The organism is Paludibacillus litoralis, assembly GCF_037646705.1.
GTDB lineage: Bacteria > Pseudomonadota > Alphaproteobacteria > Rhodobacterales > Rhodobacteraceae > Pikeienuella > Pikeienuella litoralis.
In genome coordinates this window covers 372,439-391,238 of record NZ_JBBHER010000005.1, presented here as the reverse complement: position 1 = coordinate 391,238, position 18,800 = coordinate 372,439, and the positions used below count along the sequence as shown (strand labels likewise).

Annotated in this window: 17 protein-coding genes; 5 read left to right on the top strand and 12 right to left on the bottom strand. The window is 65.5% G+C overall.

Annotated elements, in window-relative coordinates; all coding sequences use genetic code 11:
* Positions 1-24: 24 nt before the first annotated feature.
* The 5 genes from ntrX to dusB are packed head-to-tail and all read right to left on the bottom strand — an operon-like array spanning position 25 to position 7,198.
* Complete coding sequence (gene ntrX / locus WG921_RS11005) at positions 25-1,428, bottom strand: nitrogen assimilation response regulator NtrX (protein ID WP_340109278.1); 1,404 nt, start codon at positions 1,426-1,428, stop codon at positions 25-27.
* The gene (locus tag WG921_RS11000) at positions 1,421-3,643 is read right to left on the bottom strand and encodes a sensor histidine kinase NtrY-like (RefSeq protein WP_340109276.1); all 2,223 of its coding nucleotides are present in this window, start codon (positions 3,641-3,643) and stop codon (positions 1,421-1,423) included. The genes ntrX and WG921_RS11000 overlap by 8 nt, the downstream gene beginning before the upstream one ends.
* Positions 3,644-3,676: 33 nt before the next feature.
* Positions 3,677-5,131, bottom strand: coding sequence for a nitrogen regulation protein NR(I) (ntrC, locus tag WG921_RS10995; RefSeq protein WP_340109275.1), 1,455 nt, complete (start codon positions 5,129-5,131; stop codon positions 3,677-3,679).
* A 1-nt stretch (position 5,132) separates the two neighbouring features.
* Positions 5,133-6,203 carry a two-component system sensor histidine kinase NtrB gene (locus WG921_RS10990; protein ID WP_340109274.1) on the bottom strand — a complete coding sequence of 357 codons (1,071 nt, stop codon included), beginning with the start codon at positions 6,201-6,203 and terminating at the stop codon, positions 5,133-5,135.
* Complete coding sequence (dusB, locus tag WG921_RS10985) at positions 6,203-7,198, bottom strand: tRNA dihydrouridine synthase DusB (RefSeq protein WP_340109273.1); 996 nt, start codon at positions 7,196-7,198, stop codon at positions 6,203-6,205. The genes WG921_RS10990 and dusB overlap by 1 nt, the downstream gene beginning before the upstream one ends.
* Positions 7,199-7,323: 125 nt before the next feature.
* Here dusB and WG921_RS10980 point away from each other — a divergent pair, with 125 nt between their 5' ends.
* Genes WG921_RS10980 through WG921_RS10970 form a run of 3 tightly spaced genes read left to right on the top strand, consistent with a single transcriptional unit; the run spans position 7,324 to position 9,403 of the window.
* Positions 7,324-8,469, top strand: a complete 1,146-nt coding sequence (locus WG921_RS10980) for a bifunctional 2-C-methyl-D-erythritol 4-phosphate cytidylyltransferase/2-C-methyl-D-erythritol 2,4-cyclodiphosphate synthase (protein ID WP_340109272.1) — start codon at positions 7,324-7,326, stop codon at positions 8,467-8,469.
* Complete coding sequence (locus WG921_RS10975; protein WP_340109271.1) at positions 8,466-8,924, top strand: phosphatidylglycerophosphatase A; 459 nt, start codon at positions 8,466-8,468, stop codon at positions 8,922-8,924. The genes WG921_RS10980 and WG921_RS10975 overlap by 4 nt, the downstream gene beginning before the upstream one ends.
* Positions 8,924-9,403, top strand: coding sequence for a CinA family protein (locus tag WG921_RS10970; RefSeq protein WP_340109270.1), 480 nt, complete (start codon positions 8,924-8,926; stop codon positions 9,401-9,403). The genes WG921_RS10975 and WG921_RS10970 overlap by 1 nt, the downstream gene beginning before the upstream one ends.
* A 51-nt stretch (positions 9,404-9,454) precedes the next feature.
* Here WG921_RS10970 and WG921_RS10965 read toward each other — a convergent pair whose 3' ends face one another.
* Positions 9,455-9,907, bottom strand: coding sequence for a type II toxin-antitoxin system RatA family toxin (locus WG921_RS10965; protein WP_340109269.1), 453 nt, complete (start codon positions 9,905-9,907; stop codon positions 9,455-9,457).
* Positions 9,908-9,988: 81 nt separating this feature from the next.
* On the opposite strand from WG921_RS10965, the gene hpt reads away from it, so the two are divergent.
* On the top strand, positions 9,989-10,522 hold the full coding sequence (gene hpt, locus WG921_RS10960) for a hypoxanthine phosphoribosyltransferase (RefSeq protein WP_340109268.1): 534 nt from the start codon (positions 9,989-9,991) through the stop codon (positions 10,520-10,522).
* Positions 10,523-10,529: 7 nt separating this feature from the next.
* On the opposite strand, the gene WG921_RS10955 is transcribed toward hpt, so the two are convergent.
* The 4 genes from WG921_RS10955 to WG921_RS10940 all read right to left on the bottom strand — a co-directional run bounded on the left by WG921_RS10955 (position 10,530) and on the right by WG921_RS10940 (position 15,475).
* The gene (locus tag WG921_RS10955; protein ID WP_340109267.1) at positions 10,530-12,809 is read right to left on the bottom strand and encodes a GAF domain-containing protein; all 2,280 of its coding nucleotides are present in this window, start codon (positions 12,807-12,809) and stop codon (positions 10,530-10,532) included.
* Positions 12,802-13,353: a hypothetical protein gene (locus WG921_RS10950; RefSeq protein ID WP_340109266.1), complete on the bottom strand. Its 552-nt coding sequence runs from the start codon at positions 13,351-13,353 to the stop codon at positions 12,802-12,804. Before WG921_RS10950 ends, WG921_RS10955 begins: the two co-directional genes overlap by 8 nt.
* A gap of 135 nt (positions 13,354-13,488) precedes the next feature.
* Positions 13,489-14,445 carry a lipoyl synthase gene (lipA, locus tag WG921_RS10945; protein ID WP_340109265.1) on the bottom strand — a complete coding sequence of 319 codons (957 nt, stop codon included), beginning with the start codon at positions 14,443-14,445 and terminating at the stop codon, positions 13,489-13,491.
* Positions 14,446-14,530: 85 nt separating this feature from the next.
* A complete protein-coding gene (locus tag WG921_RS10940; protein ID WP_340109264.1) occupies positions 14,531-15,475 on the bottom strand; it encodes a LysR substrate-binding domain-containing protein in 945 nt (314 codons plus the stop codon).
* Between the two features lie 497 nt (positions 15,476-15,972).
* On the opposite strand from WG921_RS10940, the gene WG921_RS10935 reads away from it, so the two are divergent.
* The gene (locus tag WG921_RS10935) at positions 15,973-16,713 is read left to right on the top strand and encodes a VIT1/CCC1 transporter family protein (protein ID WP_340109263.1); all 741 of its coding nucleotides are present in this window, start codon (positions 15,973-15,975) and stop codon (positions 16,711-16,713) included.
* A 42-nt stretch (positions 16,714-16,755) separates the two neighbouring features.
* On the opposite strand, the gene lpdA is transcribed toward WG921_RS10935, so the two are convergent.
* Positions 16,756-18,150 (bottom strand): dihydrolipoyl dehydrogenase, encoded by a 1,395-nt coding sequence (gene lpdA, locus WG921_RS10930; protein ID WP_340109262.1) that lies wholly within the window; start codon positions 18,148-18,150, stop codon positions 16,756-16,758.
* A gap of 77 nt (positions 18,151-18,227) precedes the next feature.
* Positions 18,228-18,779 (bottom strand): DUF924 family protein, encoded by a 552-nt coding sequence (locus WG921_RS10925; RefSeq protein ID WP_340109322.1) that lies wholly within the window; start codon positions 18,777-18,779, stop codon positions 18,228-18,230.
* Between the last annotated feature and the right edge of the window lie 21 nt (positions 18,780-18,800).

The following is an 18,800-nucleotide window of genomic DNA, read 5'->3' as shown; positions in this document are numbered from 1 at the left end:
GAATTCCGGTCAATCCGGGCGCTGTCAGCCCTCCTCTCCCTCCACCTTCGCGATCCGCGCGCCGTCGAGCGATGTCGTGATGATGTTGAGCGACTTGAGTTTCCTGTGCAGCGCGGAGCGCTCCATGCCGATGAAGCTTGCGGTTTGGGAGATGTTTCCGCCGAATCGATTGATCTGGGCGATCAGATAATCGCGCTCGAACAATTCGCGCGCCTCGCGAAGCGGCAGGCTGACCTGGATCGCGCTCAGCCCGCCCTCCATCGCGGCGCTGCCCCTGCCCCGGTCCGAGGAAAGCTCATCGGCGGATATGTCTTCCCCCTCGCCGCCCAGAATCATCAACCGTTCGATCAGATTCCGGAGCTGACGCACATTCCCCGGCCATTTGAGGGTCTGAAGCGCGGCGATGGCGGGGGCGGTGAGTTTCCTGCGGATCAGGCCCTGCTGCTCCGAGATCGTCTCGATGAAATGCTCGGCGAGCAACGGGATGTCGTCGCGCCGGGCGTCCAGCGGCGGGACGCTGATCGGCACCACGTTGATGCGATGATAGAGGTCCTCGCGGAAGCGGCCCTCCGCGATCTCGACCTTCAGATCCCGCGTCGTTCCGGAAATCAGGCGGACATCGACCCGGACGACCTCCCCGCCGCCCGGGCGGGAAAACGACTGGTCGACCAGGATCCGGAGAATCTTGGCCTGCGTGCCCAACGGCATCTCCGCCACTTCGTCGAAAAACAGCGTGCCGCCGTGAGCGCGGTCGAAGAGCCCCTTCTCGCTTCGGCCATCGTCGTGACGCCGGCCGAAGAGCACCTCCTCCATCAGGTGCGGCTCCATCGTCGCCGCGTTCGAGACGATGAACGGTTGCTGCGCGCGGACGGAGTTGGCGTGGATATAGCGCGCCGCGACCTCCTTGCCCGCCCCCGGCGGCCCGGTGAGCACGACACGGCTCGCAGAGCGCGCGACCCGGTCCAACTGGCCGCGCAAAGTCGCCATCGCGCTGCTGGCGCCGATCATTCTGTGCTCGCGCGCCTCGGCCGCTTTCAGGGCCGCATTTTCGCGGCGAAGACGATTGGCTTCAAGCGCGCGGTGAACAACCACCAGCAACTGATCTATATTAAACGGTTTTTCTATAAAGTCGTATGCGCCTTGCTTGATCGCCGCGACCGCAATCTCGATATTGCCGTGACCGGAAATGATGACGACGGGAACATCCGGGTTATCCCGCTTCACGGCTTTCAGAACCTCGATTCCGTCCATACGGCTGCCCTGCAGCCAGATGTCGAGAATGATCAGATCCGGCGGCGCGTCGCTCACCGCCGCCAGCGCGCCGTCCGCATCCATCGCGTCCCGCGTGTCATGCCCTTCATCACGGAGAATATCGCCGATCAGGTCGCAGATATCCGCCTCATCATCAACGATCAGAATGTCACTCATGCCGCCCCGTTCTTTCATCCACGTCGATTATTCGCCCTTGCAACGGGAGCGTGATGATCACGCGCGCGCCGCCCATGTCAGGATCCTCCCATTCCGCGCTCTCAAGACGTAACGCGCCCCCATGTTGTTCCGCTATCTTCTTGACGATTGCGAGGCCGAGGCCAGTACCTTTGTCACGCGTCGTCACATAGGGCTCCGTCAGGCGCATGCGGTTCGTCTTCGGCAGGCCGAGGCCATTGTCGTCGACAATGATCGAAAGCACTGACTCATCCACCGCGATCGTTGCGCGAATGCGCCCTGGCGCCGCCGGCCCCGTGGATTTTTCCAGCCTTGAATCAATCGACTCGAGCGCGTTTTTGAGAACATTGGTCAAGGCTTGAGTGATCATGCCCGCGTCGCACCGCAGAATCTGGGGCGCATCCGCGTCAACCACCTCATAGGAGATATCGGCCCGCGCCGCGCTCTGCAGGAGCACCGCATCGCGCGTCAACGCCGCAATATCCTCCGGCTTGGCCTCCGGGCTCGGCATCCGCGCAAACCGGGAAAATTCATCGACCATTCGCCGGATCTCGCCAGCCTGGCGAATGATCACGTCGGTGTATTGCTCGAAATTCGGGCGCTCGTCGCCGGCCAGCGGCCCGAACTTGCGCCTGAGCCGTTCGGCCGAAAGCTGGATCGGGGTGAGCGGATTCTTGATCTCATGCGCGATCCGGCGGGCCACGTCCCCCCACGCCGCCTCTCGCTGGGCGGAGACCAATGCGGTCAGATCGTCCAGCGTCATCACGAAGCCGCGCTCCAGATCGTCGGGGGAGCGCGCGGCGACCCGGACGAGATATTCCCGAAGCGCGTCGCCGGCGGTCAGCGTCACCTGCCCCTGCGCTTCGCCGCTGAGGGCGCCGCGGGCGATGGTGAAGATCTTCTCCATTTCCGGCGGCACCCGCTCCGGGTCTTCCGAGCCGGTGTCGAGCATCCTCCGCGCCGCGGCGTTCATCATCTCGACCCGCCCGGCCGAGTCGAGGCCGATCACGCCGGCGGAGACCCCGGAGAGAACCGTCTCGGTGAAGTTTCTTCGCTCCTCGCTTTCGCGGTTGGCCGCGACCAGCGCGTCGCGCTGGCCTTTCACCTGAGCCGTCATCCTGTTGAATACGCGCGAAAGAAGCGCGACCTCATCGCCGGATTTCTCTTCGGGCACCCGGATATCCAGGTCGCCTTCTCCGACCCGTTCCGCCGCGGCCGCCAGAACGCCGATCGGCCGGGAGAGCCGCTCCGCCAACCAGAGACCGAGCCACGCCGCCGTGGTGATGACCAGAAGCGCGAAGCCGAGATAGATCAGCGCGAATACGGACAGCAGCCGCCCGCGCGCCGCCTCCGTCTTGTTGTAAAGCGCGACCGTTTCCGCCGTATCATCAAGAAGGAGAAGGACATTTCCGTCCACCTGACGGGTGACGTAAAGGAACGTGTCTATGTAGTTGTTAAGGTAGACCAGAGCGCGCAGCTCATTGTTGATCTGATCCTCCAACACCACGACGCGGCCGAGGCGCGCATCCGCGATATCGACCTCGCTCGGCGGATTATAGGTGAAGGTGTAGCTGAAATCGCCGCGGTGCAGGATGTTCCGCGCGCCGTCGATCAGATACGCCTCCGGGAACCGGCGGAGCGCCTGCTGCCGGCGAAGAAGCTCCACAAGCGCCGGCTCGGATATGCCGAGCGCGCCGGCGCGGTTCATGTCGTTCGCCATGTTCAGCACCTCCCGCTCGATGGAGCGGCGATGTTCGTCGGCGTAGGCTTGCGCGGTGATCAACGAATTGCGCACGACCGTCCCGACCTGCCCGGAGAACCAGGTCTCGATCCCGACATTGATCGACAATGTCGCGAAAGCGGCGATGATCACCGTCGGGGCCAGGGCGACGACGGCGAAAATTCCGGTAAGCCGCAGATGCAGCCGCGCGCCGGCCGCGCGGAGGCGGCGCGCCCTGAGCAGCGACCAGACCCGCCATGCGATCATGGCGAGCAGCGTCGCGATGTAGACGAGATCGACGATCAGGATCGCGTTCACGGAATCGGGCGTCACGCCGTTCCGGTTTATGAGGACCGTCGTCGTCCCCGCCAGGGCGAGCCCGAACATCGTCATCACGACGATGGCGCCGCCGCTGCCGCGGCCGCCGGGAACCATGGCGGCGAGACGCGAACGTAAGGGGACTGCAAGGCCAGTCATATCTACGCTCGCCGGTCTTACACTGTTGCGCGGTTACATCAGTTTCTTGCCGCGCGTCACCGGAATGTCAAGCTCGTGGATCTTCTTGCGAAGGGTGTTGCGGTTGATCCCCAGCACATCCGCCGCCTTCATCTGGTTGCCCTGGGTCGCCGCGAGCGTGAGCGCGATCAACGGCAGTTCGACCTCCCGCATGATCCGGCCATAAAGACCCGGCGGCGGCGGCGTGTCGCCATGGAGAGAGAAATACCTGTCGAGGTGATGCTCGATCGCCGCGCCGAGGCTCTCGCCCATCACCGGGCGCGGCCCTTCCGCCGAGGAGGGCCGCGCCGCCAGTTCGCGCCCGATCGCGTCGGCGTCGATCAGGTCGTCGGCCGACAGCGCCGCGAGACGTTTGACCAGATTCTCCAGCTCACGAACGTTCCCCGGCCATCTTTGAGCGGCGAGAACCCCCAGCCCTTCCCGGCTGATGGCCTTGCGCGGCAGGCCCTCGCTCTCCGCTCGCAGCAGGAAAGCATGGACGAGATCGGGGATATCCTCCACCCGCTCACGCAGCGGCGGCAGCCGCAGCGGCACCACATTGAGCCTGTAGAACAGGTCCTCGCGGAACCGGCCTTCATGGATCAGATGCCGAAGATCGCGCTGCGTGGCGGCGATGATCCGCACGTCGCTTCGCACCGGGGTCTCGCCGTCGCCAGCGATGAACTGGCCTTCCTGCAGGACGCGAAGGAGCCGCGTCTGCGCGTCATGCGGCATGTCGCCTATCTCGTCCAGGAAAAGCGTCCCGCCCTGCGCCTGTTCGAGCTTTCCGACGGGGCGCTCCGTCGGCCCGGCGAACGCGCCGCGTTGCTGGCTGAAGAGCGTGGATTCGATCAGATCGTGCGGGGTGGTCGCCATGTTGACGGTGACGAAAGGGCGCCTCTTTCGTTGGCCGAAATCGTGAAGGGCGCGCGCGACCAAACCTTTCCCGACGCCGCTTTCACCGGTGATCATGACCGAAAGATTCGTGTTCATCAGCCGCGCCATGATCCGATAGACGTCCTGCATCACCGGCGAGCGGCCGATCAACGGCAGGCCCTCGTCCCGCACCCGCGCCTGGCCCGCCTCCGATCCGCGGTCGGCGTCGCGGCCGTCGAGCGCCTTTCTCACATGATCGAGCACCTCCCGAAGATCGAAAGGCTTTGGCAGGTACTCATATGCGCCGGCCTCGGCGGCGCGGATCGCGGTCAGGATCGTGTTTTGCGCGCTCATCACGATGACAGGCAATTCAGGCCGCTTGCGCCGGATCGCAGGCAGAAGATCGAGCGCGTCCCCATCCGGCATCATCACGTCCGTGACGACGACATCCCCCTCTCCATCCTCCACCCATCGCCACAGGGTGGAGACGGAGCCGGTGGTCCGCACGTGGCAGCCGATCCGCGTCAACGCCTGATTCAGCACCATCCGGATCGACCGATCGTCATCCGCCAGCAAGACCGTTCCGGTCGTCATATCAGCCCCCCTCAGACCCTATCTCCCGCCAGACCGGCAGACGCAGGCGAAACGTCGTCCGCCCCGGCCGCGACACGCAGTCCACCATGCCGCCATGGTCCGCGATGATCCTCGAGACGACCGACAGGCCAAGCCCGCCGCCTCGGGTCTTCGTCGTGACGAACGGCTCGAAGATCTCTTGCTGCATCTCTGCGGGGATGCCGGCGCCGTTATCCGTGATCTGAACCAGAAGCGGCAGACCGGTCCGGTGACCTGACGGGCCGGCCATCGCGAAACCCGGGCGAAACGCCGTCCGCAGGGTGATCGCGCCTCCGACAGGCGGCGCCGCTTCCGCCGCATTTTTCAGGAGGTTCAGCATCACCTGCACAAGCTGATCATGATCTCCGGGAACTTCGGGGAGCGACGGGTCGTACTCCTCCCGAAACTGGATTCCCCGCGCGAACCCGGCTTCCGCGGATCGCTTCGCGCGGTCGAGCACGTCATGAATGTTGACCGGTTCGCGGCGAAGCGACGTGACGGCGCCGAACGTCTCCATCCGGTCGATCAGATCCGCGACCCGCCGGGTTTCGTCGCGGATCAGCCGGGTCAGCTGGAGTTCCTCATCCGACGCGCTCAACTCCAGGAGCTGCGCCGCGCCCGAGATTCCGGCCAGCGGATTCTTGATCTCATGCGCCAGCATGGCGGCCATTCCGCTCATCGAGCGGGCCGCGTGGCGATGATTGAGGCTGCGGTCGAAATCTTCGGCGAATGAGCGGATCTGAAACAGCAGCAGAACCTCGCCCGCGTCTTCGGTCGCGACAGAGAGCAGGTCTATCTTCTCGGGGGCGCGGCCAAGCCGGGTGAACGCCACATCGCGATCCGAGGTGACATTGCCGAGCTCTCTGGTTCGCCGGACCAGCGCGACGATGCGGTCCGTCTCGCCGAAGATCGCCTCGATCGACCGGCCGACGATCTGCGCCCCGCCCGCGCCGAGGAAGCTCTCGGCGGCGATGTTCACGGACTGGATCCGATCTTCGGCGTCGATCACGAATGCGGGAAGCGGCAGAAGATTCCAGAGATGGTCCGGCGTCATCAGGCGGCGCGCCGCGCGAGGGGCGCCTCGCCCGGCGACTCCCAATCCCGGAGAGCCGCGATGACGGAGGCGGGCGCCGTCATGCGCATCAGATCGGCGCGAAGCGGCTCCGCGCCCGGAATCCGGGCGAGCCACCAGCCAAGATGCTTGCGCGCGACGCGCAGACCCAGCGCGACGCCGTAAAAGTCCAGCATCGCCTCATAATGCTCGATGATGAGTTCGGTGAGCGCGCCGCCGGACGGGATCTGCGGCGGGGCGTCGCCAGCCAGCGCGGCGCCGATGACGCCGGGCGTCCACGGCGCGCCTTCGGCGCCTCTGCCGATCATCACGGCGTCGGCCCCGGACAACTCCAGCGCGCGGCGGGCGCTGGCGAGATCGATGATGTCGCCATTGACCACAAGCGGAATGTCGATCGCCTCGCGGACCGCCGCCACCGCGGCCCAATCCGCCCTGCCCTTGTAAAACTGCGCGCGCGTTCGGCCATGGATCGTGACCATCGCGACCCCGGCCGCCGCCGCCCGCCGCGCGAGGTCGGGCGCGGTTATGGCGCTTTCATCCCAGCCCAACCGCATCTTCAGCGTGACGGGGACCCCCACCGCGCCGATCACGGCCTCGATCAACCTGATCGCATGGGCGGGCTCGCGCATGAGCGCGGCGCCGGACCAGCCGGACGTGACCTTTTTCGCGGGGCACCCCATGTTGATGTCGATCAGCCGCGCGCCGGCGTCCTCGGCGATGCGCGCCGCTTCCGCCATCGGCGCGGCGTCGCGCCCCGCGATCTGGACGGCGGAGACATCTGCGGCGAGGTCGATCTCGGCCTTGGCTTTCGCAGCGGCGCCGCGGGAGAGAAGCTCTCCGCTCGCCACCATTTCCGAAATCGTCAGGCCTGCGCCGAATCTCGCGGCGAGGCGGCGAAACGGCAGATCGGTGATCCCGGCCATTGGAGACAGGATCGCCCTGTTTTTAAGCACGACATCGCCGATCGCAAGAGTCATGGCGCCCACATTTGATGCAAGAGAGTGCGGATGCTAGCGTCGCGCACACCAGCGCACAAGCGACAGGCTTGTCGCGCCGGCGGGGCGGCCCTAGGGTCCGCGAAACACGCCGGAGGAACATGAGAATGCAGGTCGCCGCTCTGATCGTCGCCGCCGGGCGCGGGCTGCGCGCGGGCGGCGGAACGCCGAAACAATATCGGGAGATCCGGGGCGAATCGCTGTTGGCGCGCACCATTCGCGCCGTGCTCCACTCCGACCTGATCGATCGCGCGATCGTCTGCATCCGCCCGGAGGACGCCGAACGATACGCGGCTGCGGCGCCGGCCGACCCGCGCCTTCTGCCGCCCGTCCACGGCGGAGCGGAGCGCGCGCTTTCGGTGCGCGCGGGGTTGGAGGCGCTCGCGGCGGACCCGCCCGATCTGGTGTTGATCCATGACGCGGCCCGCCCGTTCCTCTCCCGGCGCGTCATCGCCGAGATGCGCGACGCGCTGACCGCGCATGACGGCGCGATCGCGGCGATCCCTGTCGTCGACGCGTTGAAGCGCGCGGACCATGGGCTTTGCGGCGAGCCGGTTTCGAGGGAAGGCCTCTGGCGCGCGCAGACGCCGCAAGGCTTCAGGTTCGCGGCGATCCTCGCGGCGCATCGGGCCAACACGGAGCCGCGCGCGGCGGATGACGCCGAGGTCGCCAGAGCGGCGGGACTCTCCGTCACTATGGTTGAAGGCGATGACGATAACTTCAAGATCACCACGGAGCAGGATTTCGAGCGGGCGGAGAGGCGCTTGGACATGAATGAGACGCGGATCGGACAGGGCTATGACGTTCATGCGTTCACCGAGGGCGCGGAGGTCATCCTTTGCGGCGTGAGGATCCCGCACGACAAGGCGCTCTCGGGGCATTCCGACGCCGACGTGGCGATGCACGCCCTCACGGATGCGCTTTTCGGCGCGATCGGCGAAGGCGACATCGGGCGCTGGTTTCCGCCCTCCGACCCGCAATGGAAGGGCGCCGATTCCTCCATCTTTCTTGAAAAGGCGCTGGAGCGCCTGCGCGCGCGGCGCGGACGATTGATCAACGCCGACCTGACGATCGTCTGCGAGCGGCCGAAGATCGGCCCGCATGCGGAGGCGATGACGCTGTCTCTCGCCCGGATCATGAAGGTCGACCCCGGCCGCGTCAGCGTCAAGGCGACCACATCGGAGCGTCTCGGGTTCACCGGGCGTGAAGAAGGGATCGCGGCGCTGGCGGCGGTGATGGTGGCGCTCCCATGAACATGGCGAGCCTCGTGGCGGGAATGTGCGGCCTCCATCGGCTGCATCCGGACGCCGGGATCTTCGCGGCGCTGCTCGCGCTGCCTGCGGCCTGGGGGCTGCATTGGCTTGGAGGGTTTCCACTCCTCGCCGCGATGACGGCGGCGGGCGCGGCGCTGACGCTCTGGGCCGCGCCCCGGACCGACACGCCGATGATGCTGGACCGGGTGGTCGGCCAGTGGCTCGCGCTCTGGCCGCTGTCGGGCGGGCTCTGGGCGGCGGGCGCGGCGCCTTTCCTGTTTCCGTGGCCGGGCTGGATCGGCGGTTTTCTCGTCTGTCAGGCGCTGACTCTTTTCTGCGGACCGATCCGCCGCCTCTCGACACGCGGGCCCCTCTGGGATGATCTGGCGGCGGGCGCGGGCGCGGGCGTTCTGATATTGATCGGGGCGGCGATCGCACATGGGTGGCTGATGTGATGGAATTCGAGACCGAAGCGCGCGCGACCCTCGCCGCGCTCGCCGCGACCGGGCGGATGGCGGCGACGGTGGAAAGCTGCACCGGCGGCATGGTCGCCGCCGCGCTGACCTCGATCCCCGGATCTTCGGCGGTCGTCGAGCGGGGGTTCGTCACCTATTCGAATGAGGCCAAGACCGAACTGGTCGGCGTGCCGCCGGCGTTGATCGAGAAATTCGGCGCCGTCTCTCCCGAGGTCGCGCAGGCGATGGCGGAGGGAGGGCTCGCGCAGTCCCGCGCCGATATCGTCGTGGCGATCACCGGCGTCGCGGGGCCCGGCGGATCGGAGCAGAAGCCGGAGGGGCTTGTCTGCTTTCACGCGCTGCGCCGGGGCGGGCCGGCGGAGGCGCGCCGTCTGGAGTATGGGCCGATCGGCCGGAGCGCGGTGCGCGCCGCCGCGGTGCGCGAGGCGCTCACCATGATTCGGGCGGTGAACCAGTGATTTGAGGGAGCCGCGCTCCCGGATGGCGGAGTTCGACCGTCCGGCCGCGGCTCACCGAGCGCCGTAAAGCGCCGCCGCCCGCGCCTCGAACGCCCGCACGATCCGGACCATCGCTTCGTGAAAGACCAGCCCGATCAGGGCCTGAAGCGCGCGGGAGCGAAACTCGAAATCGACGAAGAAATCCACTTCGCATGAAGTTTCCGTCAGCGGAGAGAATTTCCAGTGGTTGTTCAGGTATCTGAAAGGTCCGTCGAGATAGGCGACGTCGATCTCCCTCGGTTCCGGCCTCAGCGTTACGCGGCTTCCAAAGCGTTCGCGGAACAATTTGAAGGAAATGACCAGATCGGCGTCGATGATTTCCGCCTCGGGGGTCTCCTGACGGGAGCGAATACGCGCGGCGGAGCACCACGGCAGAAATTCGGGATATGACGGCACGTCGGCGATCAGCGCGTACATCTCATCGGCGCTATATGGCATTTTGCGTTTTTCGCGATGTGTCGGCATCCTGCCTCGCCTGCTCCCTGTTGCGGTGCGGCGCACCCTGTCGGATTGTCGTCCCGAGGACAAGATGAACGGAGATCCAGCATGAGCGGGTACGATATCGAGATCATGATCTCCGAAGCGGAGATTTCGGCCCGGGTCGCGGCGTTGGCGGAGGAGATCTCCGCGCATTTCGCCGGAACGAAAAAACTCGTCCTGATCGGGCTGCTCCGCGGCTCCTTCGTCTTTATCGCCGATCTCGCCCGGCAACTGGAGCTTCCGGTGGAGGTGGATTTCATCGAAGCGTCGTCCTATGGCGACGCCGCCACATCGAGCCGCGAGGTCCGGATCCTGAAGGATCTTCGCGCGCCGATCGAGGGGGTCGATGTTCTGGTGGTGGAGGATATCGTCGACACCGGACACACCCTCGCCCACGTGACGGCGTTGTTGGCGTCGCGGAATCCCGCGCGGCTGGAGATCTGCGCGCTGCTGGACAAGCCGGCGCGGCGGGAGAAGCAGGTCTCGGCCCGGTTCATCGGGTTCGAGATTCCGGACAGGTTCGTCGTCGGCTACGGCATCGACTTCGCGCAGGCGAACAGGAACCTTCCCTATATCGGCCGCGTGATTCCAGAGACGTAACGGCGGGCTATTTTGACTTCATGACCCAGACGCCGTCCCAGTCGTCGCCCGGCGGCGCCGTTTTCATGATCCGGCACCGCTCGATGTAATCGGTGGCGATGCGGTCGTCGGGATTCGCCTTCAGCGCCTCCTTGAAGGAGCCGATCGCCCGCGTCCATTCCTGCTTCCGGTAGCGATGGATTCCCTCCCGGAAATGCCCTAGCGCATCCATCATGTTCGGGAACGTCGTCTCGGAGTGATAATCGAGACATTCGAAGATATCGACGGGCTCGGTCTTGCCTTTCACCTGAACGCGGTCGATCTCCCGCAGCCGATAGATGCCTTTGAGGCGTTTCACGGTGCGGTCCGACAGAAGAATGCGGGCGTGGTACTGCTTGCACGCGCCTTCGAGCCGGGCGGCCAGATTCACGCCGTCGCCGATCATCGTGTAATCCATCCGCTTCTGGCTGCCGATATTGCCGGCGACGACGCTGTCGGTGTTCAGCCCCACGCCCATGTCGAGCGGCGCCTCCCCGCGCTTCACGCGCGCCTCGTTCCATTCCCAGAGCCGCGAAATCATGTCGATGGCGGCCCGGACGCCGCGATCCTCATCGTCGCCATGCGCGATCGGAATGCCGAAGGCCGCCATGGTCGCATCGCCGATGAACTTGTCCAGCATGCCGCCATGCTCGATGATGCAATCGACCATCATCTCGAAATACTCGTTCAGCAACCTCACGGTGCCCTGCGCGCCGAGGGTCTCGGTGATGGTCGTAAAGCCCCTGATATCGGAAAAGAGCACGGTCGCGATCGTGTCCTTGCCGCCCATGATGTCTTCGGTTCGGCCTTCGGCCAGCATCTGATCGGCGAGCTTCGGATCCATGTAGCGGGCGAGCGTCGATTTGACCCGCTTCTCAGCGGTGATGTCCTCGATCATCACCATCGCGCCCAGAAAGTCGCCCGCGCCCGATTTCAGCGGCAGCATGGTGAGGTTGGTGGTGATCGCGTTGCCGAAGAAGCTGAGCTCGACCTCCATCAGAATGTCGCCCTCCCCTTCGAGCAGCACCCGGCGCAGACGCTCAACCAGCCAGATGTTCTCCGCGCCGATGGATTCGCCCGGCTCCCCGATCACGAGATCGGGCGTGCGGCCGAGAAGACGCGCAGCGGCCGCGTTGCAGGTGCGCACGGTCATGTCGTTGTCGACGGTGATGACGCCGTTCGTCATGCTTTGCAGCATCGAGTCGGTGTAGTTCTGCATCGCCTGCACGTCGTTGAAGAGCTTGGCGTTCTCCAACCCGATGGCGATCTGAGCGGTGAACGCCTTCAGGCGGCTTTCATCTTCGCTGTCGAACGGGCCGCCGGCCTTGTTCAGGACCTGCGTCACCCCGATCACCTTGCCTCGCTTGTTCACCACCGGAACGCACAGGATCGAGCGGGTGAAAAAGCCGGTCTGCTTGTCGAAGTCCGGATTGAAGCGCAGATCGGCGTAGGCGTGCGGGATATTGATCGTCTTGCCCGAGGTGAAGACCGTGCCGGCGATGCCGACATCGTTCGGCAGCCGGATCTCGAAACTGTCCAGCCCTGCGCCCACATGGGAAAACAGCTCGCCCGTCTTCTCGTCGTTGAGAAAGAGGGTCGAGCGTTCAGCGTCCAACATGCGCGTCGCTTCGGTCATGACCTTGTTCAGAAGCTTGCCGAGCTCCAGCTCCGAGGTCATTTCGGAAATGATGTTCAGAAACTCGACTTCGCGTTCGCGGCTCCGCTCCACCCGTTCGACCAGTTGCATCGACTGGAGCGTGATCGCGCATTGCGTGGTCATGCCCTGAAGAATGTCGAGATCGGTTTGCGTGAACCGCCCGGTCTTCTTGTTGAGCATCTGGGCGACGCCGATGATTTCGTTCCGGGCGGTGCGGATCGGCGCGCAGAGCAGCGATTCCGTGCGAAACCCGGTTTCGCGATCCACCGTCACGTTGAATCTCGGGTCGTCATAGGCGTTCTCGACGATCTCGCCCCGGCCGGTCTGGAAGACGGATCCGGCGATCCCTTCGTCGTTCATCAACCGGATCTCCCGGCTGCGCATCCCCAGCGCGACCCGGCTGAACAATTCTCCCGTCGCCGGATCATTGAGAAAGAGCGTGCCGCGAACCGCCCCGGTTTCCTGACAGGCGAGGTCGATCAAGGTCTCCAGAACGGTGTCGAGCGTATCCTGAGCCGCCACCTTGCGAGACACGTCGAGCAACATGCGCAGATGCGTAAGCTGCTCCTCATGGGTTTCACCCACCTGGATCGATAGCGCGTCCTCAGGCACGGGATCGCTCCCGGCCGGCCCTGTCGACCCTGTCGCGAAGTTCGGTGATCGTGGCGATCAGCTCCTGAACCTCGGCCCGGTGATTGTGCGCGGTCTCCCGCATCATCTCGGCGTGCCGAAACGTCTGGCGGTCCATCTCGTCGCGGATCGCATGAGCCGCATCGCGCATTTCCGCCAGCTCCCGGTTCGACGTGGAGCGCGCCTCCCGCATGCGATCCTGCGCGCGGGCGCGCTCCTCTTCCATGCGTGTGCGGAGCGCCTGGATCGCATTCCGGAACTGCTGGGTCTGTTCGGCGAATTCGCGGCGCATCTCCTGGATCCTGGCTTCGTTCGCCGCGCGCTCCGTCTCGAGCGCGGCGCGCATCTCCTGCGCCGTCGCCTTCAGTTGCTCGATCTCGCCCGCCGCGGCGGCGGCGGCGGCGCGAACCTCGCGCAGGCGCCTGTCCTCCGCTTGCTCGAGCGCGGAGCGAAGCGCCGTGATCGTCTCACGCAAGGCGCGCGGGTCCATGTATGCGGGATCGGGACTCTCGAATGCTCCGGTCACGACTCCTCCCCCCTGGTGCGCGCCGTCATCATAACAGTATCGAAGAAAAATGCAGCGCCGAAACGCGCCCGCCTCCATCTTCGCCTGCGGATGCGGGGCCCCGGCGCGCGCCGGACGACGAGGCGGCCGCCGCGCCTACCCCTCGGCCAGCCGCGCCCGCCGCGCCTCGCGGAGGCGGGTGAAGTCGTCGCCCGCGTGATAGCTTGACCGGGTCAGCGGCGACGCCGAGACCATCAGAAAGCCCTTCGCGTAGGCGATCCGCTTGTAGCCCGCGAATTCATCGGGCGTCACGTAGCGGGCGACGACGTGATGCTTCAGGGTCGGCTGCAGATACTGGCCGATCGTCAGAAAGTCGACATCGGCGGCGCGCATGTCGTCCATCACCTGAAGAACCGCCTGACGGTCTTCGCCAAGGCCGACCATCATGCCCGATTTGGTGAACATCGACGGATCGAGCTCCTTCACCCGCTGCAGGAGCCGAAGCGAATGGAAATAACGCGCGCCCGGCCGCACCGTCGGATAAAGGCCTGGAACGGTCTCGACATTGTGGTTGAACACATCGGGCCGCGCCGCGACGACGATCTCCAGCGCCTCCGGCCCGCATTTGAGGAAATCCGGGGTGAGGATCTCGATCGTCGTCTCCGGAGACCGGCGGCGTATCGCGCGGATCGTCTGCGCGAAATGCTCGGCGCCGCCATCCTCCAGGTCATCGCGGTCGACGGAGGTGATCACGATATGGCTGAGGCCCAACGTCTCCACCGCGTGCGCCACCCTGCCCGGCTCGAATACGTCGAGCGCGTTCGGGCGGCCGGTGGCGATATTGCAGAATGTGCAGCCGCGGGTGCAGATCTCACCCATTATCATCATGGTCGCGTGGCCTCGCGACCAGCATTCGCCGACATTGGGGCAGCCGGCCTCCTCGCAGACGGTGACGAGCCGGTTGCTCCGTATCGTGTCGCGCGTCTCGCGATAGCCGGCGGAGGTCGGCGCCTTCACCCTGATCCAGTCCGGTTTCTTGGGTGAAATATTGTCGGCGCGATGCGCCTTCTCGGGGTGCCGCTGCGCGCGGTCTGTGAGGTCGCGTGTGGTCATGCCGGGAACTATAGTCCCCGCCGCGCCCATTGTCCCGTCCGATAAGACCTCCCGGCTGCGATAAAATGCACCGCTCCAGCTCCTCTTATCGCGTCAGGGCCCGGGCCGCGGCGCGCCGCGCGTTCAAAAGCCGGTCCGCGCCGGCTTCCGCCAGAATGTTGGAGAGCGCGGCGTAAGGCGGCGCCATGTCGCGGCTGCGATGCGAGAGGAACCATATCTCGCGCTCCGGCTGCGGGTCCGTCAGCCGGATGAGCTGCAATTGGTCCAGTGAGCGGCTCTCGTCATATGCGGTTTCCGGCGCGAGCGTCGCTCCGTAACCACCGGCGACAAGCCGCAGAATCGTCGCCATGGACGAGGCGCCCATCTGCTCCGTCGCGTCACGCGCAGTCAGATTGCAGACCGATAGCGCCTGGTCGCGGAGGCAATGCCCCTCATCGAGGAGCAAGAGCCGCATCTTCGCCACCTCCTCGATTCTGACCGCGCCATCCATCAGCCCCTTCTCCGCCGCTTCGCGGCGATTGACCGCGAGGAGAAAGCGGTCCCGGAACAACAAGCGGCCGGAAAGATCCCGCCCCTGCGGCGGGGAGGCGACCACCACCGCGTCCAGCCGCCCGTCCTTCAGTTCGGCGATCAGCTCATCTGTCTTGGCCTCGCGCACGCGAAGCTCCAAGAGCGGCAGACGCCGGGCGATCAGGTCGAGCGCCAACGGCAGAAGATAAGGCGCGATCGTCGGGATCAGCCCGAGCGAGAACGGCCCCTCGACGCCGCGTTCCGCCCGCGCGATCCTGACGAGCGCCTCCGCCTCCTGAACCACACGCCGCGCCTGAGCCGCGATTTCATGGCCGAGCGCCGTCGGCGCGACGCCCTTCGCGGCGCGGTCGATCAACGCGCCCCCTAACGCCGCCTCGAGCGCCTTCACCTGAACCGAAAGCGCGGGCTGGCTGACGGCGGAGGCGTGGGCGGCCTTGCCGAAATGCCGATGCTCATAGAGCGCGAGAAAGTATCTGAGCTGCCGCAACGTGATCGCCATAAGGATCACCTATCAAATAATGAACAAGATTCAATCGACAATTATCCCTGACCTGAGGTAGTTTAGAATGACTCTAGATACTGAAGCAGGATGCCCATGATGACCGCTCCACCACGCCTTGCGACAACCGCAGGCGCCCCCATCTTCGCCCCCCCGGAGCCGCCCGACCGCCGGGCCGCGCGGCTCCATCTCGATGCAGGACCGGCATGGGATCGGCAGGCCCGCGCGCCAGAACCCGGACCGCACCCCCGAACGCGCTCTCCGCAGGAACGGCCGGGGCGCGCATGGACCGCGGCTCACACGCAGCACAAGGACGGATCGATGACGGTCCTCGGCCAGAGGTCCGGCGCCGAGCAGCGGGCCGGGCGGCGGAGAAAATTGAACGCATGGCCGTTGGGAGAAGCGGCGGAGGGCGCCCTTCCCTGTTCACGCAAAAAGTGCGATGCCGGCGGCCCGCCTCAACCGGTCCCTGGCGATAGACAGACACGGAGAGCCGAATGACGACCGCACGCCCCGCCGCGCTGAAACTCCATGTGGAACAGGAACACCGCATCGGCAAGACGCAGGAATTCCTGAAAGAAATCGTATATGGCGGCAATGACGGGATCGTCACCACGTTCGCGATCGTCGCCGGGTTCGCCGGCGCCCACGCGGACGGCGTGGCGGTGATCGGCGGCGTCGCGGTTCTTCTCTTCGGGCTGGCCAACCTCTTCGCGGACGCCACAGCGATGGGGCTCGGCGCGTTCCTTTCCGTCCGCTCGGAGCAGGACGTCTACCGTGCGACGCGGGCGACCGAGCTGCATGAAATCAAGCATCATCCCGAGATGGAGCGCCTGGAGACCATCGAGATCCTGCTGGCGAATGGCCTGAGCGAGCAGGAAGCCGAAACATTCGCCGATATCCTCGCGCGCCATCCGGAGTTCATGGCCGATTTCATGATGAATTATGAGATCGAAATGGCCGACCCGACCGGCGACAGTCCGGCGATGAAGGGGGCGGCGACATTCATCGCTTTCGTCGTGTTCGGCTCCGCGCCGCTGCTGCCCTATTTTTTCACGGCGCCGAGCCCGGGCGTCTTTCAGGCGTCGCTCGCTCTTTCGATCCTCGCGCTGGTGGCGCTCGGCATGCTGCGCTGGAAGGCCACGAACGAGACCATCGCCCGCTGCGTGGGCGAGAGCCTGCTGGTCGGCGGCATCTGCGGCGCCGTCGCGTTCGCGGTCGGGCTCGCATTCGCCTGACCGCGGAGCGGCGCCCGCCCGCTCATATGGCCGCGTCGCGGATCAGAAGTGGATTGCGCGCCCATAGGCGTCGAGCACCGATTCATGCATCATTTCGCTCAATGTCGGATGCGGGAAGACGGCGCTTATCAGGTCCTCTTCGGTCGTCTCCAACTGTCGGCCGATCACATAGCCCTGGATCAGTTCGGTGACTTCCGCGCCGACCATGTGAGCGCCGAGCAATTCACCCGTTTCGGCGTCGAAAACCGTTTTGACCATTCCCTCCGCCTCGCCGAGAGCGATGGCCTTGCCGTTGCCGATGAACGGAAAACGGCCGACCTTGACCTTGTGGCCCTTTTCCTTCGCCCGCGCCTCGGTCAGGCCGACGGACGCGACCTGAGGCTGGCAATAGGTGCAACCGGCGATGCTTTCCGGCCTCACCGGATGAACGCCGGATCGGCCGGCGATGAGTTCGGCGACCATCACCCCTTCATGGCTGGCCTTGTGCGCGAGCCACGGCGCGCCGGCGATATCGCCGATCGCATAGATCCCGTCCACGCCGGTGCGGCAGAATTCATCGGTCTGGACATGCGTGCGGTCGATCTTGACGCCGAGCGCCTCCAGCCCCAGCCCCTCGACATTGCCGACGATGCCGACAGCCGAGATGACGGTGTCGAACTCGATCTTCTGAACCGCGCCGCCGGTTTCGATATGCGCCGTCACCTTGTCCTTGGCGCGCTCCAGCTTCTTGACCATGGCTTTCTCCATGATCTTCATGCCCTGCTTTTCAAACTGCTTTTTCGCATGGGCGCTGATCTCCGCATCCTCGACGGGCAGAATCCGGTCCAGGACTTCGACGACCACGGTCTCGGCGCCGAGCGTGTTGTAAAAGCTGGCGAATTCGATGCCGATGGCGCCGGAGCCGATCACCAGAAGCTTTTTCGGCATATGCGGCGGTTGAAGCGCGTGCTTGTAGGTCCAGACGCGGACGCCGTCCGCCTCCAGGCCCGGCAACTCGCGCGCGCGCGCGCCGGTCGCGACGATGATGTTCTCGCCGGCGAGAGTCGTCTCGCCCTTCTCGGTCCTGACCGCGACCCGGCCCTTGCCGGAGATCGTGGCTTCGCCCATCAGGACGTCGACCTTGTTCTTCTTGAGCAGATGCCCGACGCCGGAATTGAGTTGTTTGGCGACCCCGCGCGAGCGCTTCACGACCGCGTCGAGATCGTACCCTACGCCGTCGGCTTTCAGGCCGAATTCCTTCGCCCGGTTCATCAGGTGAAAGATCTCGGATGAGCGGAGCAGCGCCTTCGTGGGGATGCAGCCCCAATTGAGGCAGATGCCGCCGAGATGCTCCCGCTCGACGACGGCGGCCTTGAGGCCGAGCTGCGCGGCCCGGATCGCCGCGACATAGCCGCCGGGCCCTGCGCCGATCACGATCACATCATACGTCGTGGGCATGCTCAATTCTCCTCAAGGCTCATCGCGGAGAAGACTAAAGGAAGAAAAGCGGCGGCGCCACAGTCCTCGCCGTCGTCTCAGACCGCATAACCGCCGTCCGCCAGATAAGTTTTCTCTTCCATGGTCGACGCCCGCCCCAGCGCGTCGTTTCGGTAGGGAAAGCGGCTGAACCTGCGGATCACGTTCCGATGCTCGCGGGCGTGCGCCAGCGTCTGCGCGCCGGTCTTCGGCATCCGCGTCAGCACCAGCCGGACGCAGCGGTCCTGATCGACAAGACTCTCGGAATGCATGAGCGGCAAGTAGAAGAACTGCCGCTCGGGCTCCGGGACGCGGAGATCGTGACCGAGGTCGATGGCCGTCTTCGCGAGGGAGAGCGCCTTGCAGTCGCTGCTGAACGCGCGGCGGCCGCCGCGGAACATGTTGCGAGGAAACTGATCCAGCGTGATCACGAGCGCCAGAGCGCTGTTCGGCCGCGCCAGCCACGAATCCAGCTGGCCTGCGCGGGCCGCCCGCCATGTCGGCGCGAATCTGGCGCGAATCTTCCCATCCACCGCGGCGCTCACCTGGTACCAGCCCTTCGGTCCGACTTCTTCGAGCCAGAAGCTCGTAACCTCTTCAGCCGTCGCCACGGACATTTCTCTCTCCATTCA

What these genes read in the sequence shown, in the direction of transcription:
- WG921_RS10965 (WP_340109269.1), bottom strand. Translation starts at nt 9,907, where the DNA reads ATGCCGACACATCGCGAAAAACGCAAAATGCCATATAGCGCCGATGAG.
- WG921_RS10980 (WP_340109272.1), top strand. Translation starts at nt 7,324, where the DNA reads ATGCAGGTCGCCGCTCTGATCGTCGCCGCCGGGCGCGGGCTGCGCGCG.
- WG921_RS11000 (WP_340109276.1), bottom strand. Translation starts at nt 3,643, where the DNA reads ATGACTGGCCTTGCAGTCCCCTTACGTTCGCGTCTCGCCGCCATGGTT.
- lipA (WP_340109265.1), bottom strand. Translation starts at nt 14,445, where the DNA reads ATGACCACACGCGACCTCACAGACCGCGCGCAGCGGCACCCCGAGAAG.
- ntrX (WP_340109278.1), bottom strand. Translation starts at nt 1,428, where the DNA reads ATGAGTGACATTCTGATCGTTGATGATGAGGCGGATATCTGCGACCTG.
- WG921_RS10970 (WP_340109270.1), top strand. Translation starts at nt 8,924, where the DNA reads ATGGAATTCGAGACCGAAGCGCGCGCGACCCTCGCCGCGCTCGCCGCG.
- lpdA (WP_340109262.1), bottom strand. Translation starts at nt 18,150, where the DNA reads ATGCCCACGACGTATGATGTGATCGTGATCGGCGCAGGGCCCGGCGGC.
- dusB (WP_340109273.1), bottom strand. Translation starts at nt 7,198, where the DNA reads ATGACTCTTGCGATCGGCGATGTCGTGCTTAAAAACAGGGCGATCCTG.
- WG921_RS10935 (WP_340109263.1), top strand. Translation starts at nt 15,973, where the DNA reads ATGACGACCGCACGCCCCGCCGCGCTGAAACTCCATGTGGAACAGGAA.
- WG921_RS10990 (WP_340109274.1), bottom strand. Translation starts at nt 6,203, where the DNA reads ATGACGCCGGACCATCTCTGGAATCTTCTGCCGCTTCCCGCATTCGTG.
- ntrC (WP_340109275.1), bottom strand. Translation starts at nt 5,131, where the DNA reads ATGACGACCGGAACGGTCTTGCTGGCGGATGACGATCGGTCGATCCGG.
- WG921_RS10975 (WP_340109271.1), top strand. Translation starts at nt 8,466, where the DNA reads ATGAACATGGCGAGCCTCGTGGCGGGAATGTGCGGCCTCCATCGGCTG.
- WG921_RS10940 (WP_340109264.1), bottom strand. Translation starts at nt 15,475, where the DNA reads ATGGCGATCACGTTGCGGCAGCTCAGATACTTTCTCGCGCTCTATGAG.
- hpt (WP_340109268.1), top strand. Translation starts at nt 9,989, where the DNA reads ATGAGCGGGTACGATATCGAGATCATGATCTCCGAAGCGGAGATTTCG.